Here is a 22,348-nt window from a genome sequence, read left to right as displayed (position 1 = left end):
GGAGCAAAGAAAGGAGGAACCCCCATGGGAAAAGAACTGATGGAACTGGGGCGGCTGAAAGTTGAATTCGCCAAAGAATATCTCCGGGTCAAACACATCCACATCCTGGACGGAGCCAATGAGCATGGGCACATGGAACTCACACTCATCAGCAAACGCCTGCTGACAGTGGCCGAAGTCCTCGAGCTCGAAGACGCGCCCGTCAAAGTCACCGACGCGGACGGAACCAACGTATTCGTGGGCATCTGCCAAAGCGTGGGCCTTAACAATGAAGCCGACTACAGCGAACTGGTCCTCGAAGCCAAAAGCCTGAGCATACTGGCAGACCGGAAGAAAATCAGCCGTACCTTTCAAAGCACCGTCAAAACGCTAAGTGAGGTGGCCAACACCGTCATGGCGGCCTACGGCATCCAGGTGGAAGTGGCCGAAGATATCCAAATCGAGCAAATGCTCTACCAGAACGCCGAAACCGACTGGCAGTTTCTGCGGCGGATCGCCAACCAGTACGGAGCCTACCTCTTTACCGACAGCAAATCGGATTTGCTGCGCCTCGCCGTGGGCACCTACCCCTTTGCCTGCAAAGAACTGGGGGCGGAAACCCGGAAAAAACCGGCCGACAGCGGTAAAGACATCCTGAAATACATCCAAATCCAACAAAACGTCGACGACCAAGCCGAAGCCTACCAATTTGAAACCGAAGGTAAGACAAGCTATGACCTGACCATCGGAGCAGGCTACCAGCTCGAAAGCCAAGGGGAACGAGTGCGCTGGAGCCAGCGGAGCGAAATCGTCAGCGTAGGCGAAACTGCGGAAAACCGTCTAACCCTGGCGCACCTGGAAGGCTGCCGGCCGGACAGGGAAAAGAGTGCCGGTGCGCTCAACCAAAGAGACGCCATCAAAGGGAAAATCATCCGGGTGCAGGGTACGCAAATCAAAGTCCACTTCTATTGTGACGCCGAGCAGGACGAAGCCACCGCCATGTGGCTGCCGTTTGAAAACACCATGAACAACTACTTCTACTCCATGCCGGACGAAGGCGACGAAGTATTCGTCTACTACGAAAATAACGGCAAAGCCGTAGCCTTGGGGAGCCGGCGAGCCAACAGCGCGACACACGGGGATTACGTCGATCCCGCGAGTAAAATGATGAACTCGACCAATAAAATGCTTAAAATGACCCCGGGCAGCTGCGAACTGGTAGCGGCGCGGGGCGCGTACGACCAAGGGGGTGGCAACCAGGCGCTCATCCAGATGACAGACGCGGGCGGCATTGTCATCAAAAGCACCCAGGACATCCACGTCCAGGCCGACAAACGGCTCAAACTCGTAGCGGCCAAAAGCGCCATCCCCGAAGGCGAAATCACAGCGGTGCAAGCCAAATACGATGCCGGGCATACACAGGGAGCGGCCCTGTACATGGCTGGCGGCGGCAGCAAGCCCTACAACTCGGGGCAGGAAATCCTCAAGCAAATTGGCAGCGACATCGCGGTCAGCTTTAGTGGCGGCGTCAAAGCCATGGCGGCAGAAATTCCGGCCTTCGTAAAAAACGTCGAAAGCATCTTCGGCGGCGGAAGCGGTGGCGGGGGAGGAGAACCCGCGCCGGCCTCACCGGAAGAAAAAGCAGAACGACCGCCGGCCGAATCCCTCATGCTGTACGGAATGGAAAATTGCAGCCTGGGGATTGGGGCGAGTGAACTCAAACTCAGCGGTGGAGCCATCACGATCAGCACACCGGCGTTCCGGCAACTGGGCTACAACAAAAACAAGCATGACATCGTGGCTGCGCCGTCACTCTTCGACGCCGCGCTCAACGGAGTCCAGGTCCTGCTTGATATCGCCGGCTGCATCCCGGGACTCAGCGTAGTAGCCAACGGCCTGAACGCGGCCATCTCGCTGGCGCGGGGCGACTACTGCGGCGCGGCGTGCTCCCTCATAGGGTGCATCATCCCGGGCGCGAACGTGGCGGGCAAAGGACTCAAACTGGCGGTGGCGGGTGCCAAAGTGGCCAACACGATCGCCAAAACGGCCAAAGCAGCCAAAGCCGTCCGGACCGTCGAGCGACTCATCATGGGAGCCATGGGCTTCAACGCGCTGATGCGGGCTAAAGACGGCATCAGCGACCTGGGCCGGAAAATCATAGACGGCACCTTCAGCTTTAACGACCCGGAATCGCTCAACCTGTTCTTTGATACCCTGCAAAACGTGGCGATCGTAGGCTCGGCGGCAGGACACAGAAAAAAAGGCAGGGAAGAAAAAGGCGGACACGAAAAGGCAGGCGGAGAAAACAAAAGCGGCGGTCACAACGGACCGGATACCGAGGGACGTATACCTACAAAAGAAACTTGTCTCAAAGACCCGGTCAACGTCGTTACCGGTTCCTTTAGCCTCCGGATGACCGACCTCATCCTCAGCGACCTCGGCGAAGACTTCGTCCTCACCCGAAGCTACGAATCCTTGTACCAAAACAAACACCAGCATCTGGGCAGCCGCTGGCTGTTAAGCCTGGGCAGCCGGATTGAGCGGCGCCAAAACCAGGTCCGCATCCTCCTGCCCGACCTTCATATCGAAACTTTCGAACAACAAGACGGCATCTACCAGAACCGGCGCGGCGGCGACCGGTCGCTCGTACTCACCGAAGAAAAACACGGCTACCGCCTTCAATTCATCCGGGAAAAGAAAACCTGGGACTACAACGAATTCGGACGGCTGACTGCCATCACGGACAAGAACGGCAACCGGGTGAAAATCGAATACACCGGCTCCTTTATCAGCCAAGTCACTTTGGCTAACGGACACACATTGCAGTTTACCTATGAAAATGACAAACTGACACAAATCCGCGACATGCTTGGACGGAACATCCGCTACCGTTACCAGGGCGAACTCCTCACCGAAGTCACCTACCCTAACGATGGGACTATTACATACGAATACACCGACCAGGGCTTTATCGCGGCCATCACCGACCAGAACGGTCAGCGCTACGTTGCCAACCAATACGACGGCCAGGGGCGTGTCATCCGGCAAACCCTCGCAAACGGAGCCGAAACGCTCTTCTTTTACCAGGACCAGGATCGGATGACCACCGTCACCCAGCCGCACAACGGGGAGCGCACCTGCTACTATTACAACCGGCGCCATCTTGTAGAAACCATCCGCTACGCTGACGAAACGACAGAAGAAACCAAGTACGACGACAAAGAAAACATCCTCTGGCAAAAAGACCGGTGCGGTCATGAAACCCGCTATACCTACAACGAAGAAAGCCAACTGACGGCTGAAATATGGCCCAACGGACTCATCCATACCCTTGAATACGACGCGGCCGGCCGGAAAATCGCCGAAAGCGACACCAGCGGAGTCGACATCCGCTACCGTTACGACGAAAGAGGCAATCTGGTGGAAGTCAAAAACCGGATCGAAGGCGAACGCTGGCAAACCGTCCGCTACGCCTATGATGCCAAAGGAAGAATGATCAGCTACACTGACGGAAGCGGCAACCTGACAACCTATGACTATGCCGAAGGCCAAAACAAACCCCAAAGCGTCACCACCGCCGAAGGTGATAGATTCACCTACCAATATGACGCTGCAAGCAGGCTGATGGCGGTAGAAAGCGTTCTGGGAAGAAAAGAATACGGCTACAATCATCTCGACTACCGGACGCTCGTCATCGACGCCCTCGGCAACACCTGGAAAAACGACTATGACAAGCTGGGAAACCGGATCAAAGAAATCCGGCCCAACCAGTACCACGAGAAAAGCCACAGCGGCCCAGGCTGGCGCTACATCCACGACGCCCTTGACAAACTCGTGGCTACCATCGACCCCCTCGGCAACACCGTAGCGACCATCCGGGACGCCGAAGAAAACATCGTCAAAGAAATCCATCCCAACACCTACGACGGACCTAGCCAAGACGGAACGGGCATCGAAAACGAATATGACAGCGACAACCGTAAAATCAAGATCCGCTACCCCGATGGCGGTATTGAGCGGCTACAGTACGACGCCAAAGGCAATATCGTCAAAAAAATTCTGCCTGAAAACTACAACGAAACCACCGACGACGGACCGGGCTACACCTATGCCTACGATGAGAGGAACCGTCTCACAAAAATCACGGGCCCCGGAGGCGTAGTAGAAAAAGCCTACGTCTACGACCTGGCCGGCAATATCGTAAAAGAAATCGACGCACAAAGCTACCTGGAAGGGGCCACCGACGAAACCAGGCCGGGCATTCTCTACCACTACAACTGCCTGGGCTGGCTGACCGAAAAAAGAATCCCGGTCGGAAAGACCGCCGGAACGCTTCGCTACCAGACTACCCAGTATAAATACGACAATGCCGGCAATGTGATCGAAGAGCGAAGACTCCTCGACGAACAGGACGAAACCAGCGCCAGCGGCCGGGTGCTCAGCCTCCGTTTTGCCTACGACAGGCAAAACCGGCTCACCGAAATCAAAGACAACACCGGCGCGGTCATCGAATACGGCTACAACTGCCTGAATCAACGGACCTATGAAAAGCGCAAAATCAACGACAACGCCTACCAGATGCTGCGCTACCACTACGACGCGGCGGGCCGGCTGGTGGAAATCGAACAACGGGCCGACCGGGAAGGCAGCGGCGACTTCACCGCCCGGACCAAATACCAACTGGACAACACCGGCAACGTCATCAAAATCACAACTCCGGCCGGCTATTGCGTCGAGCGCCAATATGACGCCGCCGACCGCTTGATCGCTGAAATCCACAAAGATAAAGAAAACGGCATCGAAAACAAGACGGAAATCACCTACGACAAGGCCGGCAACATCATAAAAATCCAAGACGGCAACGGTGTCGAAGAAAGCTACGAATACGACCTCCTGAACAGGGAGACCCAACACACCGGCAAAAACGGCGGCGTAACAAGGACCGTCTATGACAAAAACGGGCGCATCACAAGAAGGATACTGCCCAACGAATATCAAACCAAAGGCAAGGACGGCCACGGCTATCGCTACACCTATGACCCCCAGGGTCGGGTCATCACCGTCCTCGCGCCCGACGGCAGCATACTGGAGACCAACAGCTATGACAAAGCCAGCCGGCTTCTACAGCGGCGCGACGCGACCCAAAGCGGCGTCGACTACGCATACGACCTGGCGGGCCGGATACAAACCATCCGCACGCCGGGAGGAGCCATCCAGTCCTACCAATACGACGCCCAGGGCAACATTATCGGCGTCAGCGACGGCAACCAGAATAAAACGGAATACAAGCTGGACAAATGGGGCAGAATTACCGAAATCGTCAAAGCCGACGGCAGCCGGGAATATTACGGCTACGACTACGCTGGAAACATCACCGAAACCACCGACGGCGAAGGAAATACCATTCGCTACGAATACAACCTCATCAACAAGCTGAAGGAAATCACCGACCCTACCGGCCAAACCGACACCTTCCACTACGACGCCCAAGGCCGGCTGAAGTCCCACAACGACCGCAACGGCAACCAGGTTGAGTACCGCTACAACATCTATGATGCCCTGACCGAAAAATTAGAACGCTCCAGCGGCCTAAGAGAAATGTATGAATACCACCCCGACGGCAAGCTCAAAGCCGCCATCGCTCAGGGCATGCGCTACGGCTATCGCTACTACGCCGATGGAAGGCTACAGGAGAAAGCGGCCAGCGGCCGAAGATTGCTCTCGTACGAATATGACCTGAATGGCAACAAGATCAGGCAGACTGATGTTACCGGCAAAACGACGGAGTATATCTATACGGCAACAGACCTTCTACAGGAAATCCGTGACGAAAGACAAAGTATCGTCCAATTCACCCATAACGCCGACGGGACGCTGAAAGAAGCCCTTCGTGCCAACGGAATGCGGACAAGCTACGGCTACGACATAGATAAGAACATCAGCGGGCTGCATATCGACATGAACGGCCAAACGCTGGCGCAAAACCGCTACCACTACGACGGCAATGGCAATCGGACAGTCAAAGAACAACTCCGGGGTACAACCCACTACACCTATGACGGCCTGAACCGGCTGGCGCAAGTCCAGTACCCGGACTACGGCGAAGAATTGTTCTACGACAAGGCTGGCAACCGCAGCCGGCGCATAGTAAACGGCATAGAAGAACAATATACTTATGATGCTAGAAATCGCCTGACTAGCCATACCAAGCAGGGCCAAACAGCACAGTACACCTATGACAAGGCTGGCAACCTGCTCAGCGACGGGGACAAACAGTATACCTACGACAGCTTCAACCGGACAACCAGAGTGGAGACGAAAGACGGCCAAAACCAAATCAACCGCTATGACGCCGAAGGACTGCGTTACGAGCTGGAAGAAAACGGTAAGCTGGTGCAGTTCATCTTCAACGAGAACCGGGAAGTGGTCTTGGAAGAGACAGACCAAGACCAAAAACGCTTGATCCGCAGCTTCGAGCTGTGGGCCAGCAAATGCACGCAGGAAAAAACGTGGTATCACTATGCAAGCGACGAACAGGGGAGTATTATATTTGTAACGGATGAAGCTGAGGCAAAGAATCGCTACGAATACGACGCCTGGGGCAATGCGGTCGTCTGCGAAGAACAGGTAGAGAACCGCTACCGGTACACCGGCCAGCAGTATGATCCGGTGACCCAGCAGTATTACCTGCGGGCAAGGTATTACAATCCTGTTATCGCAAGATTTACGCAGGAGGATATTTATCGCGGCGATGGGCTAAACCTGTATGCATACTGCGCCAACAACCCGGTGGTGTATTATGACCCGAGCGGGTATGCGTGCGAACAAAAAGATGTAAATAGACAAGACCGACACGAAACGCCTGAGAATACGTCGAACCCCAATCAGCCGAGGAAACCGGAAGCTGATGTACCTGAGGGGTCGGGTAATGCTACTTCTGAAGCTAAATATGTAAGGGAAATAAAAACAGTTGAAATTGACGGTAGGCAAATAACTACTGGCCCATATAGACAGATGCAAAATGCTGGATTAAAAGACGCACATCATATTTATCAAGATGCAGCAGTAAGAGAGCTAGAAGGGTATAGTAAATATGATGCACTGACGGTTCAAGTACAAGGACCTGCTAATAAAGTTGGTACACCACATTATAAGTTAACACAGGCCCAAAATGTATTAGACGGTGGCACACTTAAAGCAGAAAGAAGTATAGCATATAAGTCACTTAGAAAAGGCGGTTTTACAGTTGATCAATCTAAATATTTAGTAAGAGAAGCAGATAAATATTTTGAGCACTTGGGACACCATCTTGATTCAGCAACAAGATGGCCTGGTAATAGAAAATAGCATCAAAGGAGGGATAGAAAATGAATATTGAACAGCAAATTAAGAACGGTGTTAAAGAAATAGTTGAGTTGCTAGTTAAAGAAGAATATAGAAAGCTTGAAGAAATGAATAAAATCGGAGTATTAACAGCTAGTGAACTAAGTGAAGCAATTCTACAATATGGAGAGAAGCTGACTTTACCTCCAAATCAATTTTTTGATGAAATGGATATTTTTAAATTAGATAATTCTCAGAAGTATAGTGAAGAATATTCAATTGACTTTGAATTATGGTCAAATAATCGTAAAAGTGATTTAACATTATCTTGCGAAGCAACAGTTAATGAAAAAAATGAGGTGAATGTAACAATTTATTCAGTACATGTTCTTTAAGGCGGAGTCAGATGACGCTTTCTTGACTTATTTCGGAAGGTGTCAACAAGATACTGCTAACATCCCCCAGTAATTTCAAGAGGTCAGCGGACAAAATCCGTTGACCTCTTTTCATCTCAGGTGTCGTCTCGTGATCAAAACTAAACTGGATAATATTATCTATTAAATCACCATTTTCAGTGATTCAGAGTCACCTGAAAGATTAACTGAGGTCGAACCAGGAGTATGGCTTGACCCAGGACCACAATAAACAAAGTAAAGGATTGATTGAAATGGATAGTCGAAAATATACGGATTTTATGTCGAAGCACGGAATAATTTACTTAGTTATTGTTGATCTTGAAAGTTATGCAATAGTCTCGTTTGGGTGGAGCTACAAACTTCCTTATGCCGGATTGCTTGATTTGTTTCATGATGAAGAAAGTATTAAATCATTAAATGATTCTTTAGAAGGTGAAATTATGCCACAGGCTATGAGGCAAGGTGAGGTAAAATGTCTTATATGCAAACCCAAAAATGATATGTTAGTTGGATTATTTTATCTTGAAAATAGAGATGTAGCTGAAGCATATAAATTTGGAGAACAATTGAATGAAGAATTAAGCGAATTATTAAAGTAGTGTCTTTTAATACTAACAAGAAGGTGTCGTGTGACGGGGATACTATAAACATCCCCAGTAATTTCAAGAGGTCAGCAGACGTAAAAATTGATATGCTCCCCTTGTGGTAGACAGTTTAAATAAAAAAACTGACTACTACAAGGGGAGTATTTTTATGACTGGAAATTCAAAGTGTATTCCATCAGAAAAAATTTATTGGGTTCAGAGATACTTGTCAGGTGAGGACTCTGCAAGACATATCGCAGAAAGCCTTCATGTTAATGCTACTGCCTTTTTACAATGGGTTCGTATTTATCAGTCACTTGGAGAAGCGGGTCTTCTATCAAAATCTCAAAACAGCAAATACACAGCAGAGCTTAAGAAAGTTGCTGTACAAGATTATCTAGCTGGGGTAGACTCCCTGTCAGGAGTCTGCAAAAAATATGGAATTCGTTCACGCACACAACTGGTGAGCCAAGGGGACGGTGGTAATGTCTTGGATTTCTGTTGTAACTATTGTCGTCTTTATCTTGAAAGGTGAGACGGCTCATTTTTTGTTGAATGTATTTAAAGTCTAAAGAGTGTGTCACGGGGACGGGGTTGTCGACAACAACTCTGCTCCTCTTTTTTCTTGGCCTAATAACCACGACAGCGCCGGCAACCTGCTCAATGACGGGGCAAACAGTATAGTTACGACGGTTTCAACCGGACAACCAAAGTGGAAACTGTCGACGGTCAAACACAAGTGAACCGCTATGACGCCGAAGGACTGCGCTATGAGATGGAAGAGAACGGGCGCCTAGTCCAGTTCATCTTCAGTGGCAGAGAGGTTGCGGTAGAAACCAATGATGCAGGCATCAACCGGCTGATCCGCGGCCATGAACTCATTATCAGCGACGCTGAATACGCCAGAACATACTATCATTATGCAGCGGATGAAATAGGCAGTATTACCTATCTTACAGACGATGAAGGAGACGTGCTTAACCGGTACGAGTATGACGCGTGGGGCAATATCACGGAACAGGAAGAAACCGTTCCGAACCGCTTCAAGTATACCGGCCAGCAGTTGGACCCGATCACCCAGCAGTATTACCTGCGGGCAAGATTTTACAATCCGGTGATTTCCCGATTTACGCAGGAGGACGAATATCGGGACGATGGGTTAAACCTGCAAGACATGGGGACGGTGGTAGTGTCATTATAATGAAGAGAAAAAGAGTACTATTAAAAGGGAATGATTCGTTCCCATCGTAAACTCCTTGCCGTCTTTACCTTCTAAGGTGAGAGGGTTCTTTTTGGTTGAATGTGTTTCAATATATTTGGGTATCTATACCTTTTGCTAGACGTAATAACTTTTAAAACGATTTATCCTATAAAAAAGGGTATTGGAGTAGAGCAAGATAAATCTAAAAGGACGAAGTTATATCCAGGCGGAGTAGTAAGGGATTGTTGAAAAAGGGTGATAAGACGCATCCACCGTCCCCGTGTCTCCAACTGACCGGATTATTATGCAGGCGACTGATGTGTGTATTACCTGGCATGATGAGGAAGGCGTCATCATAACAACGCGAAACAATATAAAAATCCGGCCCGATGAAGCCATTGATATATCGGCTGCAGAAGTGATCTTTTCCCCTAAAAAAATCTATGTATGCTTGTCAGGCTGTTTTAGGAATATGTAGCCGCTAGACGCCTGGGGGCCTATTGTAAAAGGGATGCTCAATACCCTGCAATAATGAAGCACTAGTAGAAAGGAAGCGAAAGGATGCACAAGATGAACTATTGGAACCTGTTAGGCATTGAACCAACCGACGACATCCGGCTGATCAAGCGGGCCTATGCTGATAAGTTGAAGATATTTCATCCGGAGGAGGACCCGGACGAGTTTAGCAAGCTGCAGGAGGCTTATCGGCAGGCGTTGAGCCAGGCGGAAACGGCAGTAGTGCGGGAGGCATACGGGGAGCCGTTTCGGCAGCTCTCCTGGCAACAGTTGCGGCAGGCGCGATGGGCGGACGCGCCGCCTTCGCCCCGGGAGCCGGCGGCAGGCCGGTTCATGGAGCTATTGACATCGCTGTGCGCCGATGCGGCGCGGCGCAGCGATCCTGGCGAATGGCAGCGGCTGCTCAAGGGAGAAGAATGGCCGCTAAGCCTGGCTCCTGAGCTGCATGACGAGGTGCTGCGCTTGCTAAAGGAACAGCTACCCTTGCCCTATGAGGCATGGACAGGCTGTAATGAGTTGTTTGCCTGGATCGAGCCAGATAAGCTGGACGAGCTGTTTGATAATGATGAGCTGATAGCGATGCTTGAGATGCTTGAGTATGGCGGCAACTGGCTAAGCTCCCGGGTTCGCGGCGATGTGCTGCTGGGCGTCCGGGTATGCGATGCACTGCTGAGCCGGGGCAGACAGTATACGGCTATGAGAAATACCGAGAAAGCGATAGCGTGCTATGACCGGATTGTCGCCTTGTTTGGCGAGGTAGATGCGTTTCGGTACAAGGTCGTCCAAGCGGCGGCAGACCGGCTGCTATGCGTGAAAAAGCTGGGCGACGCAGACAGAGAAGGTGAGGCCAGGGAGGAATTGTGGCGGATTATGTGCAGGGCGGAGCTGCGGCCGGGGAGTGACTGGCGGGAAGCCCGTAGGTCGGTGGCTGAAGACTGGCTCTCCTATATCCTGGGCATGCGTGATGCGGAGGCTGATCCGGCGGAGATCATCAGTCTGTGCGACGAACTCCTCGCCTTGTTTGATGCGGCGGAGAATCCGGCTATTTTAGCGCGGGTACTCTTTAATAAGGGTGTCTGCTATCATCTGCTGGGAGACGACGAGCGGCAGAGGGCTGCTTACGATGAGCTGCTCCGCCGGTTTGAAAGCACCGAATACCCTGATGTGCAGTTGTATGTAGCCGAAGCGTTGTATAATCAGGGCTGCATTGGTGAAAGGCAGGGGGATGAGCAAGGGGCCATTGAATTCTATACCCGAGTCATTGACCGGTTTTTGGGGAGCATCATGCAAGGCTTAGGGAGCAAAGAGCAGGACATTGCTGAAGTGGTCGTAGATGCGATGGGCAATCTGTCGGCTTTGTATGTCAGTCTGGGACGGATGGAAGAAGCAATAGCTCTGAGTGAACAGGCGATCGAGCGGTTCGGCAAGAGCGGGCACACCGAGATTCGAGCCACGGTTTCCTCCATCATGGTCAATCAGGGCAGGATTTATGCCGGACTGGAGAAAACAGAGCAAGCGCTGGCCGCCTACAATCAGGTAATTGATAAATTTCTCAAAAGCAAGCATGAAACTATCCGGCTTAATGTTGCCTGGGCGCTGAGGAACAAGGCCCTTTGCTGTGCCGAGCTTGACCGACTGGAGGAGGCGATAGCCGCCGGCAGTCAGGTGGCGGAGCAGTTTGAGAACAGTAAGGATGGGCAAATCCTGTGGGTGGTCTCCTTGGCGCTTGGCAGGATGGCTACCCATTATGAGGAGCTGGAGCGGTGGGAGGAGGCAATCGCCGCCTGCGACCGTCTGATCAACAAGTTTGCTGGCACTGACGGATTGCCGACCGCCCCTCCCTCGCCTGACGATGAGGAAGAGGACATCTTGCTGGAGGTCGCCCGGGCCATGTGCAATAAGTCGCTGTATTGCGATAAAGCGAAGCAGCCGGAAGCTGGCATTGCCGTCGGCAATCTGGCGATAGAGTGGTTTATTGAGAGTGATAATGAGCAAATCCGCAAGTTGGTCATCCTGACAATGGAGAGACTGGCAGGCCACTACATAGCGCTCTCCCAGTGGCAGGAGGCAATAGCCGTCTGTAAACTGGCGGAGAGCTGGTTTGGCGATAGCGATAACGAAGAAATTCGTGCGTCCCTTGCTGATATTTGGTTACGCCAGGGGGACTGCTATTATGAAGTGGGCTGGTACAAGGATGCTGATGCCGCCTATAATAAAGCGTCGAAAGGGCATAGGCGGGCGACTACTCATTATGTGAAGGAAGCCTGGCGCATGGTGAAGGAAGGGTGGAGATCGCTTTGGTGAGGCTATTAGGATATAGGAGGCAACATACATGACGATACTGGGAATTGATTTAGGAACAACCAACAGCCTCGCCTGCTACTGGGACGGCGACAAGCCGGTGCTGATTTCAAATGCTCTGGGCAGTGTGCTGACCCCTTCGGTGGTCAGTCTGGGCGAGGACGGGCAAATTCTTGTCGGGCAGATTGCCAAGGAGCGATTGGTGACGCATCCGCAGCTGTCAGCCGCTACCTTCAAGCGCTATATGGGCAGCCGCAGGGAGCTGCACCTGGGAACTCTCCCCTTTTTGCCGGAAGAGCTCTCGTCCTTTGTTATCCGGTCTTTAAAGCAGGACGCGGAGGCTTTTTTAGGGAAAGAGGTCACCGAAGCAGTCATCAGTGTGCCCGCCTATTTCAATGACGCCCAGCGGCGAGCCACCAAGCGGGCCGGCGAGTTGGCCGGCTTGAAGGTAGAGCGGCTGATCAATGAACCGACAGCGGCAGCTACTGCTTATGGGCTGCATGGCGAGCAGTCTGAGACCAAATTTATCGTCTTTGATCTGGGCGGAGGCACTTTTGACGTTTCTATTGTTGAGATATTTGAAAACCTGCTGGAGGTCAGAGCCGTCGCCGGGGACAACTATCTCGGCGGCGAGGATTTCACCGAACTCTTAGCAAGCTTATTTTTGCAGCACCATCAGTTGAACGGCGAAGAACTGAACGATAAAGAGCTGGCTGTTGTTTACAAGCAGGCTGAGCAGCTCAAACAGAACCTAAGCCGGGGCAAAGCGGCTGAGATGCGCTGCGTGCTGGGCGAACGGGAACTAACCTACAGCCTGACCCATGACAAGTTGGAAAAGGAGGCGGAGGGACTCCTTCGCAGGCTGCGCTACCCGGTCGTCCGGGCGCTGCAGGATGCCTCGCTGCGACCAGAAAATTTGGATGCGGTCATTTTAGTTGGCGGAGCGACCCGCATGCCGCTCATCCATGCCTTTGTCAGCAAGCTGTTTGGGCATTTGCCTGCCTGCAGCATCAATCCGGACGAGGCGGTGGCCATTGGCGCCGGCATTCAGGCAGGGATGAAGGCACGGAACCTGGCGCTCAAGGAGGTCGTGCTGACAGATGTTTGTCCGTACACGCTGGGGACGGATATCGTGCGGGAAAATGCGGCGGGCTATAAAGAAAGCGGTTACTTTTTTCCGATCATCGAACGGAATACCGTCATCCCCGCCAGCCGGATCAAACGGCTGTATACCTCCCATAATAACCAGAAGGCGATTGAGGTGGAGGTCTTCCAGGGCGAGAGCCGGCTGACCAAGAACAATATCGAGCTGGGTCGGCTGGAGATACCGGTGCCCCCCGGCCCCGCCGGTCGAGAGGCCATCGACATCCGCTTTACCTACGACATCAACGGCATCCTGGAGGTGGAGGTCACCGCTGTTAGCACCGGCGTCAAGCGGCGGGCGGTGATTGAAGAAACTCCTGGCAGCATGCCGCAGGCCGAGATCGAAGCGCGATTAGCCGCGCTGGCTGCACTGAAAATCCACCCCCGTGACAAGCAGGAAAACCAACTGCTGCTGGCGCGCGGCGAACGGCTGTATGAAGAAGCGCTGGGAGATACCAGAGAGATAATTGCCCTGTGGCTGGCCGCCTTTGAACAGGCGCTTGACCGGCAAGAGGAGCGGAAAATAAAACCGGCGGCGGCAGTATTAAAGCAGCGGCTGGATAGCTTGGAGCAAGGATATTTTTGAAGGGCTCTGTTCCGCCTGAAATCGGTAAAATTTGCCCAAACCTAATAGACTCAATATATAGGAGGATTTTCATGGAAAACCACGAAGAACCATTTGAAATATATAGCGAGGAAGAGATGGAGGTCATTGAAAGCCATATAGAAGAGCACTTTGGCCCCTTTGCCAACGTATTGCACGAAATTGCCTCAACGGATATTCATGGTAGAGCCAAGGGGACGGTGGTAATGTCTTGGATTTCTGTTGTAACTATTTGTCGTCTTTATCTTGAAAGGTGAGACGGCTCATTTTTTGTTGAATGTATTTAAAGTCTACACCTTTTGCTAGATGCAATGACTTTTAAAACGATTTATCCTATAAAAAAGGGCATTAGAGTAGAGCAAGATAAATCCAAAAGGACGAATTTTATGGTCGTGCTATTCAGTTATGTAATCGGGAAATGGATAAACAAGATTGTTAAGGAAAAACTTTGGCGGCATAACATAATGGAGGTGTGTACTATGTTTTCACTCTTTTTAGAGCATCCAATTATTACGGGGATAGCGATTGTATTGGCATTGATAATTGTTGTGCCCCAGTAGGTAATGTTAATCCTCAACTTGGAGAAATTCTCGGAATGAACATTGTTTTCCCGTTCTTAGTAATTGGCTTTATGATGATTTTATGGGCTATACTTGCCATCATTAAAGCATTTCAAACAGAAAAATTTTAAAATAACAAGGATTGAGTGACAACTTTTAAAATGCTCGGAACTGTAAAGGCTAATTTTTATGGACCCTCAGCAATACATAATGGGAATACAGCCTAATTTAAAAATATTTAACTTGAAACAAGACATGGAGAACGGTGGTAGTATCTTATAGTGAAGAGAAAAAAAGAGTACTATTAAAAGGGAATGATTCGTTCCCATCGTAAACTCCTTGCCGTCTTTCCTTTCTAAGGTAAGACGGTTCTTTTTGTTGAATATCTTTTAATATATTTGGGCATCTATACCTTTTGCTAGATGCAATGACTTTTAAAACGATTTATCCTATAGAAAAGGGCATTAGAGTAGAGCGGGATAAATCTAAAAGGACGAAGTTTATCATTAGCAATATCCAGGCGGAGTAAGTAAGGGATTGTTGAAAAAGGTTGATAAGACGATTCCACCGTCCCCGCGTCTCCCACCACCGTCCCCGCGTCTCCCACAAAGCTTAAGAATGTCAGGCGTTTGCCTTGCATAAAGCCGGGAGTGCTGTCGCCTGAGGCAGCGGAACGGCTTAGAGAGTGGTCAAGATTTGGCGACAGATTAGTAAAGGTAAAAGAAAAAACGGAAGGATGATGTACCGATGAAAAAAGTGTTAATGCTAACATTAGTCCTGTTGTTGGCATTCTCCAATCTAGTTTTTGCCGCGCCCAGTGAGTCGGAAGTTATAGCTTCATTTAAGAGCTATGTGGACAAGGAAGTCAAAAAGGCATTGGTTAGCTATGAAACGAATAATCAGATGATTTTTATAATAGATAGGCCACAACCACCTGATTGGCTAAAACCGCCATTTTGGCGCATAGTACACTTTACACTTAATGGCAAGTACAATATTGATCTTCGCAAGAACGATTCTTTGATTAGACCATATATTGGAATACTGAAAATTGATAAAGTTAACTATTATGAGGATTTTTCCAGCAAAGAAGCAGCTGAACAATGTGCTTCACCCAAATATCGGGATACCAAACGCTATACATTTAGCATTGCCTATCAGGAGGATAAATGGGTAGTCACTAAAGTAGAGTTGCAATATAACGGCGACCTGAAAACAAACAGTATTTATGATGTATTGAAGATTGAGCCTAAAGTGGGTTATCTGCATTAGGTATTCTTAGCGAGGAAATGGAAGGGAAGATGTCTATGAAAAAAGTGTTACTGTTAACCTTAGTTCTAGTATTGGCATTCTCCAACCTAGCCTTTGCTGCGCCAAGTGAGGCTGAAGCCGTAGATTCATTTAAGGAGTATGTTAGGACGGAGGTTGATAAGGCTCTTGCTACCTATGAAGCAAAGAATCAGCAGATTTTTGAGTTTAATAAAAGAAAGCCGCCTGTCTGGAAGAGAATCCACTATACGCTCAGTCCTGATTACACCATTGATCTTCGGAAAAATGATTCCTTGATTAACCCGTATATTGGGAAACTGGAAATTGCCAAAATCAACTATTATGAAGAATTTTCCACTCAGGAAGAAGCCGAAAAATGCACCTCCCCTAAGCATGAGGACACCGAGCGCTACATATTTATCCTGGCTTATCAGGATGAGAAATGGGTAGTTACCAATGTGGTGTTAAAATATAGTGGCGAAGTGAAGTTGATGGGAATTTATGATAAATTGAAGAATAAATACTGGTAGTGTGGGGGTAATATCATGGATACTAAATTCGAACCGTCCCGTCGCTTCGTAGTTATCGGATAAACCTAAATTCACAAAAAATGAAACTACAATTTTTAATGAATACCAGTAATGGGTTTGTCAGAAATTGTAGTTTTTTGCTATTTTAATTACAATTATGTAAAAAAGCATATATATTTAATAAAATTTGTTAAAATATATACCTTTTAGCAGAGGAAATGATTATTGAAATGTATTATCCTAACGGTAATGGTTGAATCTGGTAAGGAATATGTTGGAAATAAAGGGGAATTTTCAAAGAGGGAGGAAAAGTGATTCTACCAAAAAGGCTGAAGAGGAGCAATAACGTGAGGAAATATATCGGTAGTATTTTTATAATCATTTGTTTACTAAACTTTATTAGCGTAGCCGGAGCAGCGCAAAATAGCAATGCCCAGAAAGAACAGGAAGCTGCTTGGGAGGCAGCTCTGAAAGTTCAGATTGTAGGACCTGCGAAGATCAGCTTGCTCGATCAAGCCCAGATTGAGATCCCTGAGCATTATGCATTTGTTCCCCAACCTGAGGCCAGCCGAGTCATGAAGAGTATGGGAAACGGAGAATGCCCTGAAATGGTTGGATTCATCATATCGGATAAAGAAAATGAGGATTGGATCGTAACCATTGACTATACAAAATCCGGTTATATCAAAGATGATGATGCTAAAGCATGGGATGCAGAAGAACTATTAACCAGTCTCAAAGAAGGGACGAAAGAAAACAATAAAGAGCGAAAAGAAAAAGGGCTTTCCGAAATGACTGTGACCGGGTGGGTAGAAAAACCTCAATATGATGCCGCTCGTCATTATCTTGTCTGGTCGATAGAACTTAAGACAAGAGGGGAAAGGGAGAGAACAATCAATTACAATACCTATGCTCTTGGTCGGGAAGGATATTTGACCCTTACCTTAGTTACGGATTTAAAAAATATTGGAGCAGAGAAATCAGTAGCACAAAACTTGCTGGCAGCTACCGAATTTGTGCCTGGAAAGCGGTATGAAGAATTTAATTCTGTAACGGATCATATTGCTGAATATGGTTTGGCAGCCTTAATTACGGGCGTGGCAGCTAAGAAGCTGGGAATGCTGGCTATGATTGCTGCTTTTGGTGCTAAGTTCATCAAGCTCATTGTAATAGGTGTGGGAGCGCTAGGAGTATTGGTCCTGAAATATTTTAGAAAAAAGAAAAATGAAAAGGATAATGAGACGTCAGGAACGATGGAAGAGTAATTCTGTGGTGAAATCTACCAATATATGTCTTCCACTTGGCAAGAAGTGCAAGATGGGAGAATATTGGTGAATTCAAATAAGCCAAAAGAGGTGTCTGCATGTTAAAAGCAATACAAGAAAGAGAATTTAGTTTAAGTGATGTGGTAGCCAAAGGGTGGCTAATCTATTCTCAGCAATTTAAAGCCATTGTCATGATTACACTGATTGTGTATATCCCTATCAATATCATTCTGTATATGGTGGTTGGATACATGAACAGTTTTCAGGATTTTATGAACGTAATCAAAATCCTGGAAGGATTATTCGGTGTGATTGCAATGATGGGGATTGCCGTGGTTGTTGACCATGCAATTCAAAACAATGATAACCTGCCGATTAGTTGGGGGGCAGCGCTAGGCAAAGCTTTTTCCCGATGGGGCAGTTGTTTAGCAACCAGTATCTTAGGCGGAGTTATCATTTTGGGGTTGACTTTCTTACTTATAATACCTGGCGTAATCTGGTCTATATACTATATTTTTATTGTACAAATTGTTGCCTTACGCGAACTGGGCGGAAAAACAGCTCTTAATTACAGTAAATCACTAGTCAAAGGACGCTGGTGGAAAACCTTTGGCATCGTGTTTGTCCTTGCTTCAATTAATGGAGGAATTGGTCTTGGAATCGGTTATCTATCCACCTCCTTGCCTGGTAGTATCAGCATCATTACCGATACCCTGATCGACATCATTGCTGCATTTTACACCGTTGCTACGACCATTCTGTTCCTCAATCTGGATTACGTGAGTATGGAACCTAGAAAAACAGAAATTACGCTTGATCTGTAGGCTAACAATGCTATTCATAAATAAGGTATAAGTGAGGAGGTAGAGTTCATGACCAGGTAATATATGGACGAGGAAAATCCTGAAAATTAGGCAGCAAACAGAAGAAGAATGGGTAGTTACCAAAGTGGAGTATCACAATTACGTTGAAGAGATAACGAGTATTTACGATCGTTTAAAAAATGATTAATATCACCTAAAATGTGTTTTCCATACGTCGGTACTTTTCTTTGTTGCCTTTTGGGAAACCAAACCCTAAAAATGGCCTGATAGCCCCGAAGCATGCACTCCTCTTGAAATAGTAACCGGTCAATCTTGCCGTGCAGAAGCGAGTTTCAGTCTATCGAGTCCCATTGCTTCCCGAGTAAAAGACTACGTTTTTTGTCTGACCGACAAAAACGTAGTCTTTTACTTTTGAGAAGTATACTAAAAATTAGCATTTTTAGTGAAAAATGTCGATATCTACACCTTTTAGGGGAGGTAATGATTCCCAAAATGGTTTATCCTAACAGTAAGCATAAGAAAAAGAGAGAAAAATGGGGTAATGAAATGGCAAATTAGCAGATACCGAAGAAAGAAATTTACCAATAAAGGGGAATGCGGATTGAAATGAAATTAAGAGTAGTTCTAATTTGTATTTGTATGAGCCTATTATTAACGGCTTGTTCAAATATCTCAAATAACTTGAGCAATAGCAGCACAAAGGGAGATGATATAAAGAAGTTTAATTCCTATATCGAACTTTTAAATTTTAAACAGGGCTGGTTAAGCGGTGTTGCTAAGTTCTATTTTAATGAATTTGGTACAGGCGAAGAAATAAATATAAAAAAAGAATTTAGCGGTTTTATATTGTTTCCGACAGCGGAAAGAGAAGGGGAAAAAAGTCTTTATGGGTTTCATAAGGAGCGCCACACCAAGCTGCCACGCAAATATCAGGCGGATAAACCTAGCTATGGAGAAATTGACGCTAAAATGCTAACGTTATGCGATAAGACAGATGCATTTATTGAGCTATATTTTAAAGATGTTACTTTATATTATGCAAATAAAGAGTATGAAAAGGACAATTTTGCCAAAGGACGTGAACTTCATAAAAAGATGGTTTTAAGTTATAGAGAGTTGTCACAGGCAGCAGATGATTCCTCAACTTCATTTTATCCAAAAATAGTTGAACATGAAGGAGCAGAATTACCTGGTCTTAAGAAAAAAGGATTTAACATACACTATTATGCACTAAGTGTATTATTAAGCGGGAGAGAAATAAGCCATATGTTTGATACGTTAGAAAGCGGAGGAAAAGACTTCTTAGAGGCTGATTTTGCACAATATGAAGAAGTGTACAATAAATTCAACTCAAATGTATCAGAATTGAAAAAGATCTATAAAGACAAAGATCAACTGAAAAAAGAGGGGTATTCGGCAGACCAAGTCCCATTTTTAAACCAATTTGTAAACACTACCGAAGGAATGCAAACAGCGGCGACAGACACCCTGAACATGATTAAAGCAGGGACTACTGAAATTAAAAATGAAAATACCGGAAAAATTACCACTGGCGGACGCAGCTATCCTGTAGGCGAATTCAGACGCCGCTTGGGGCAGCTTGTTGATGAATATAATAATAGTATATCTGAATAAGAGGACAATCAAATAACGTAAGTTATATGCAATGAAATCATCATATTGTACGGAGGAGATAAAAATGGATTCTGAAACAACTAATCAAGATGGAGTACTGGAAATAGAGCGTCGATCATTAAACGAGGCTACAATTCAGTCATATAAATTTAAAAATGTGGGAATCTATACCTTTTAGCAGAGGCAATGATTCGCAAAATGTTTTATCCTAGATAAAGGAAGCAGCTATTTTTAATTTAGCAAAAAAATAAAAGAGGTGTTACTCAATTGGATTTAAGAACTTTTTTTCGTAAGGCAGTGCTGGGAACAGGGACTTTGACTCTTTGTTTTTCACTGGCTACAGGTTTGTTGCATCCAACAAAAACTGAAGCCATTAATATTGGTAAACTCGGAGGCACAGTGGTTAGTACTGCTAAGCAACAAGATGAGATAAAAAAATCTCTTGACCACTATGAAAATGATGGACGAAATGAACTATTTGAACAACTTAAAGTATCGGAAGGTGTAAGCGAAGACCCTGATTTTAATGCAACACTTGCCAGCATTATGACAAGGCTGACAAGCACGATTGCTAAAACTGAGCCGTCAATACAAGACAAGCCATACAATTATTTTATCAACCCCCAAACGGCATTCAATGCGTTTTGCAGCCTGGGGCATAATGTTTCTGTCAATGTTGGCGTATTTTCTTTTTTCGATAATAACGAAGATAAGATAGCAGCCGTTGTTGCCCACGAACTGGTCCACGGACAAAAGAATCATCCTATAAATGGTGCTAAAAAGAAATTGACAGTCGATTTTGTCCAAAAGGTTGCTGGTTCACAAATGAGTGGCGGCAGCAAATTAGCTGTTGATGTAGTGGCTTCCAATACCAAGGCGGTTGGCATAACCAAGCCGAATGAATGGGAATCTGACAATATCGCTTTTTCCTATATCACTGATGCTGGTTACAATCCCGGCGCTCCGGCAGCAGTATGGCAGCGTGTAATCGACAAAATGAGCAGTGGCGGATCAAAAGGTCTTTTTGATGATGTTCTAAATCCTTCCACCCATCCAGGGGAAAAAGAACGACGTGATAATTATTCTAAAAAGTTGACCGAGTACAGCAATAAGAAAGTCACTGTCAATGCTGCTACTGGTGAAATCAAAATAAACAACAAATCCTTTATGAAACCAGCTGCTTTCGCCAATATGAGTGGGATTGAGCGCAGCTATTTGATCGCTGGCAATCTGGCTGCCGCTTATCATAATAATGAATCTCTCGCGCAAGCCCGTAATGATGATGGTGTAATAAGACTTGGCGAGCAAGCGATCGTACAGCCTTGCCCTGCTGATACAGGCGCAGATGAACTTGTAAAAATTTTAAATGAAATAAAATAAAACTTTTTTTATACATGAAGAATTGCGTGAAGAAATCAAGTAAGAGGGGCTGCTGCACTATTTTTGATATGCTACCCCTATATAGGACACTGAAATATAAAAGTCCTATATGGGGGTATTTCTATGTCTAGAAAAAGTAAGATTGATCCAGTAGAAAAAGTAAAAATTGTTGAACGATACCTGAATGGCAAAATTGGCATTAGACAAGCGGGAAGAATTGCAAACGTAGCCTACCAAAGTGTGCAGAGATGGGTGCGAATATATAAAGCAGAAGGTCCTATCGGATTGCTTAATCAAACCAAGAACCGAAGTTATTCAAAAACGTTAAAGATGAATGCGGTTAATGACTATCTGAGTGGAAAAGGATCACTTGGTGACATTTGTCAAAAGTACGATATTCGTTCTAACAAGCAACTTTGTGATTGGATAAAGGTGTATAATTCTGGTGGAATACTTAAAGAATCCACTGGAGGTACATACATGACAAAAGAAAGAACAACAACTCCTGAAGAACGATTACAGGTAGTCAAGGATTGTTTAATGAATGATAAAAACTATGGAGCAATGGCAAGCAAATACAATTGTTCTTATCAACAGATTCGAAACTGGGTCAAAAAGTATGAAGATATGGGAAGGGCTGGACTTGAAGACAGACGTGGTCACCGTGTTGGTTCGCAGCCAAGTCGTAGTCCAGAAGAAGAGCTACGGGATAAGATTGCAGAGTTGGAACGAATGAACACCGATCTACAAATGGAGAATGATCTGTTAAAAAAAGTCAGGGAACTGGAGAGGAGGGATCACTATCTTTAGTACAGTAC

The 22,348-nt window shown here is 47.1% G+C and carries 18 protein-coding genes; 17 read left to right on the top strand and 1 reads right to left on the bottom strand.

The window, feature by feature from the left end; all coding sequences use genetic code 11:
* Nucleotides 1-24 precede the first annotated feature (24 nt).
* The 10 genes from JBW_RS20505 to JBW_RS24865 all read left to right on the top strand — a co-directional run bounded on the left by JBW_RS20505 (nt 25) and on the right by JBW_RS24865 (nt 14,758).
* Nucleotides 25-7,326, top strand: a complete 7,302-nt coding sequence (locus JBW_RS20505) for an RHS repeat-associated core domain-containing protein (protein ID WP_007953180.1) — start codon at nt 25-27, stop codon at nt 7,324-7,326.
* Between the two features lie 20 nt (nt 7,327-7,346).
* A complete protein-coding gene (locus JBW_RS20500) occupies nt 7,347-7,697 on the top strand; it encodes a DUF7668 domain-containing protein (RefSeq protein WP_007953178.1) in 351 nt (116 codons plus the stop codon).
* Between the two features lie 272 nt (nt 7,698-7,969).
* Nucleotides 7,970-8,317 carry a hypothetical protein gene (locus JBW_RS20495; protein WP_144408463.1) on the top strand — a complete coding sequence of 116 codons (348 nt, stop codon included), beginning with the start codon at nt 7,970-7,972 and terminating at the stop codon, nt 8,315-8,317.
* Nucleotides 8,318-8,471: 154 nt separating this feature from the next.
* A complete protein-coding gene (locus tag JBW_RS20490) occupies nt 8,472-8,837 on the top strand; it encodes a helix-turn-helix domain-containing protein (protein ID WP_007953173.1) in 366 nt (121 codons plus the stop codon).
* A gap of 177 nt (nt 8,838-9,014) precedes the next feature.
* Complete coding sequence (locus JBW_RS25870) at nt 9,015-9,503, top strand: RHS repeat-associated core domain-containing protein (RefSeq protein WP_007953171.1); 489 nt, start codon at nt 9,015-9,017, stop codon at nt 9,501-9,503.
* Between the two features lie 280 nt (nt 9,504-9,783).
* Entirely contained in the window at nt 9,784-9,981 is a 198-nt protein-coding gene (locus tag JBW_RS24870; protein WP_144408462.1) for a hypothetical protein, read from the top strand.
* An 83-nt stretch (nt 9,982-10,064) separates the two neighbouring features.
* Entirely contained in the window at nt 10,065-12,323 is a 2,259-nt protein-coding gene (locus JBW_RS20480) for a J domain-containing protein (RefSeq protein ID WP_045820640.1), read from the top strand.
* Between the two features lie 28 nt (nt 12,324-12,351).
* Nucleotides 12,352-14,049, top strand: coding sequence for a molecular chaperone HscC (locus JBW_RS20475; RefSeq protein WP_007953166.1), 1,698 nt, complete (start codon nt 12,352-12,354; stop codon nt 14,047-14,049).
* 71 nt (nt 14,050-14,120) lie between these two features.
* Entirely contained in the window at nt 14,121-14,324 is a 204-nt protein-coding gene (locus JBW_RS20470) for a hypothetical protein (protein ID WP_007953163.1), read from the top strand.
* Between the two features lie 215 nt (nt 14,325-14,539).
* Entirely contained in the window at nt 14,540-14,758 is a 219-nt protein-coding gene (locus JBW_RS24865; RefSeq protein WP_144408461.1) for a hypothetical protein, read from the top strand.
* Nucleotides 14,759-15,045: 287 nt separating this feature from the next.
* Here the strand turns inward: JBW_RS24865 and JBW_RS24860 are convergent, their stop codons facing one another.
* On the bottom strand, nt 15,046-15,399 hold the full coding sequence (locus tag JBW_RS24860) for a hypothetical protein (RefSeq protein WP_144408460.1): 354 nt from the start codon (nt 15,397-15,399) through the stop codon (nt 15,046-15,048).
* Here JBW_RS24860 and JBW_RS20465 point away from each other — a divergent pair.
* From JBW_RS20465 to JBW_RS25475, 7 genes are all read left to right on the top strand, one after another.
* Nucleotides 15,375-15,899, top strand: a complete 525-nt coding sequence (locus JBW_RS20465) for a hypothetical protein (RefSeq protein ID WP_007953161.1) — start codon at nt 15,375-15,377, stop codon at nt 15,897-15,899. The two genes, JBW_RS24860 and JBW_RS20465, sit on opposite strands and share 25 nt — an antisense overlap.
* Nucleotides 15,900-15,934: 35 nt before the next feature.
* Nucleotides 15,935-16,426 carry a hypothetical protein gene (locus JBW_RS20460; protein WP_036680158.1) on the top strand — a complete coding sequence of 164 codons (492 nt, stop codon included), beginning with the start codon at nt 15,935-15,937 and terminating at the stop codon, nt 16,424-16,426.
* A gap of 347 nt (nt 16,427-16,773) precedes the next feature.
* Entirely contained in the window at nt 16,774-17,691 is a 918-nt protein-coding gene (locus JBW_RS20455; protein ID WP_007953156.1) for a DUF2167 domain-containing protein, read from the top strand.
* 98 nt (nt 17,692-17,789) lie between these two features.
* Nucleotides 17,790-18,515 carry a hypothetical protein gene (locus JBW_RS20450; RefSeq protein WP_007953154.1) on the top strand — a complete coding sequence of 242 codons (726 nt, stop codon included), beginning with the start codon at nt 17,790-17,792 and terminating at the stop codon, nt 18,513-18,515.
* 606 nt (nt 18,516-19,121) lie between these two features.
* Complete coding sequence (locus tag JBW_RS20445) at nt 19,122-20,150, top strand: DUF3829 domain-containing protein (RefSeq protein ID WP_007953152.1); 1,029 nt, start codon at nt 19,122-19,124, stop codon at nt 20,148-20,150.
* A gap of 267 nt (nt 20,151-20,417) precedes the next feature.
* Nucleotides 20,418-21,530: a M48 family metallopeptidase gene (locus JBW_RS20440; RefSeq protein WP_007953148.1), complete on the top strand. Its 1,113-nt coding sequence runs from the start codon at nt 20,418-20,420 to the stop codon at nt 21,528-21,530.
* Nucleotides 21,531-21,653: 123 nt separating this feature from the next.
* Nucleotides 21,654-22,340 (top strand): helix-turn-helix domain-containing protein, encoded by a 687-nt coding sequence (locus tag JBW_RS25475; protein WP_045820596.1) that lies wholly within the window; start codon nt 21,654-21,656, stop codon nt 22,338-22,340.
* Nucleotides 22,341-22,348: the final 8 nt, after the last annotated feature.

Origin of the sequence: Pelosinus fermentans JBW45 (assembly GCF_000271665.2) — a bacterium.
GTDB lineage: Bacteria > Bacillota > Negativicutes > DSM-13327 > DSM-13327 > Pelosinus > Pelosinus baikalensis.
The sequence above is the reverse complement of the archived record's forward strand: the minus strand, read 5'-3'. Positions and strand labels throughout refer to the sequence as shown.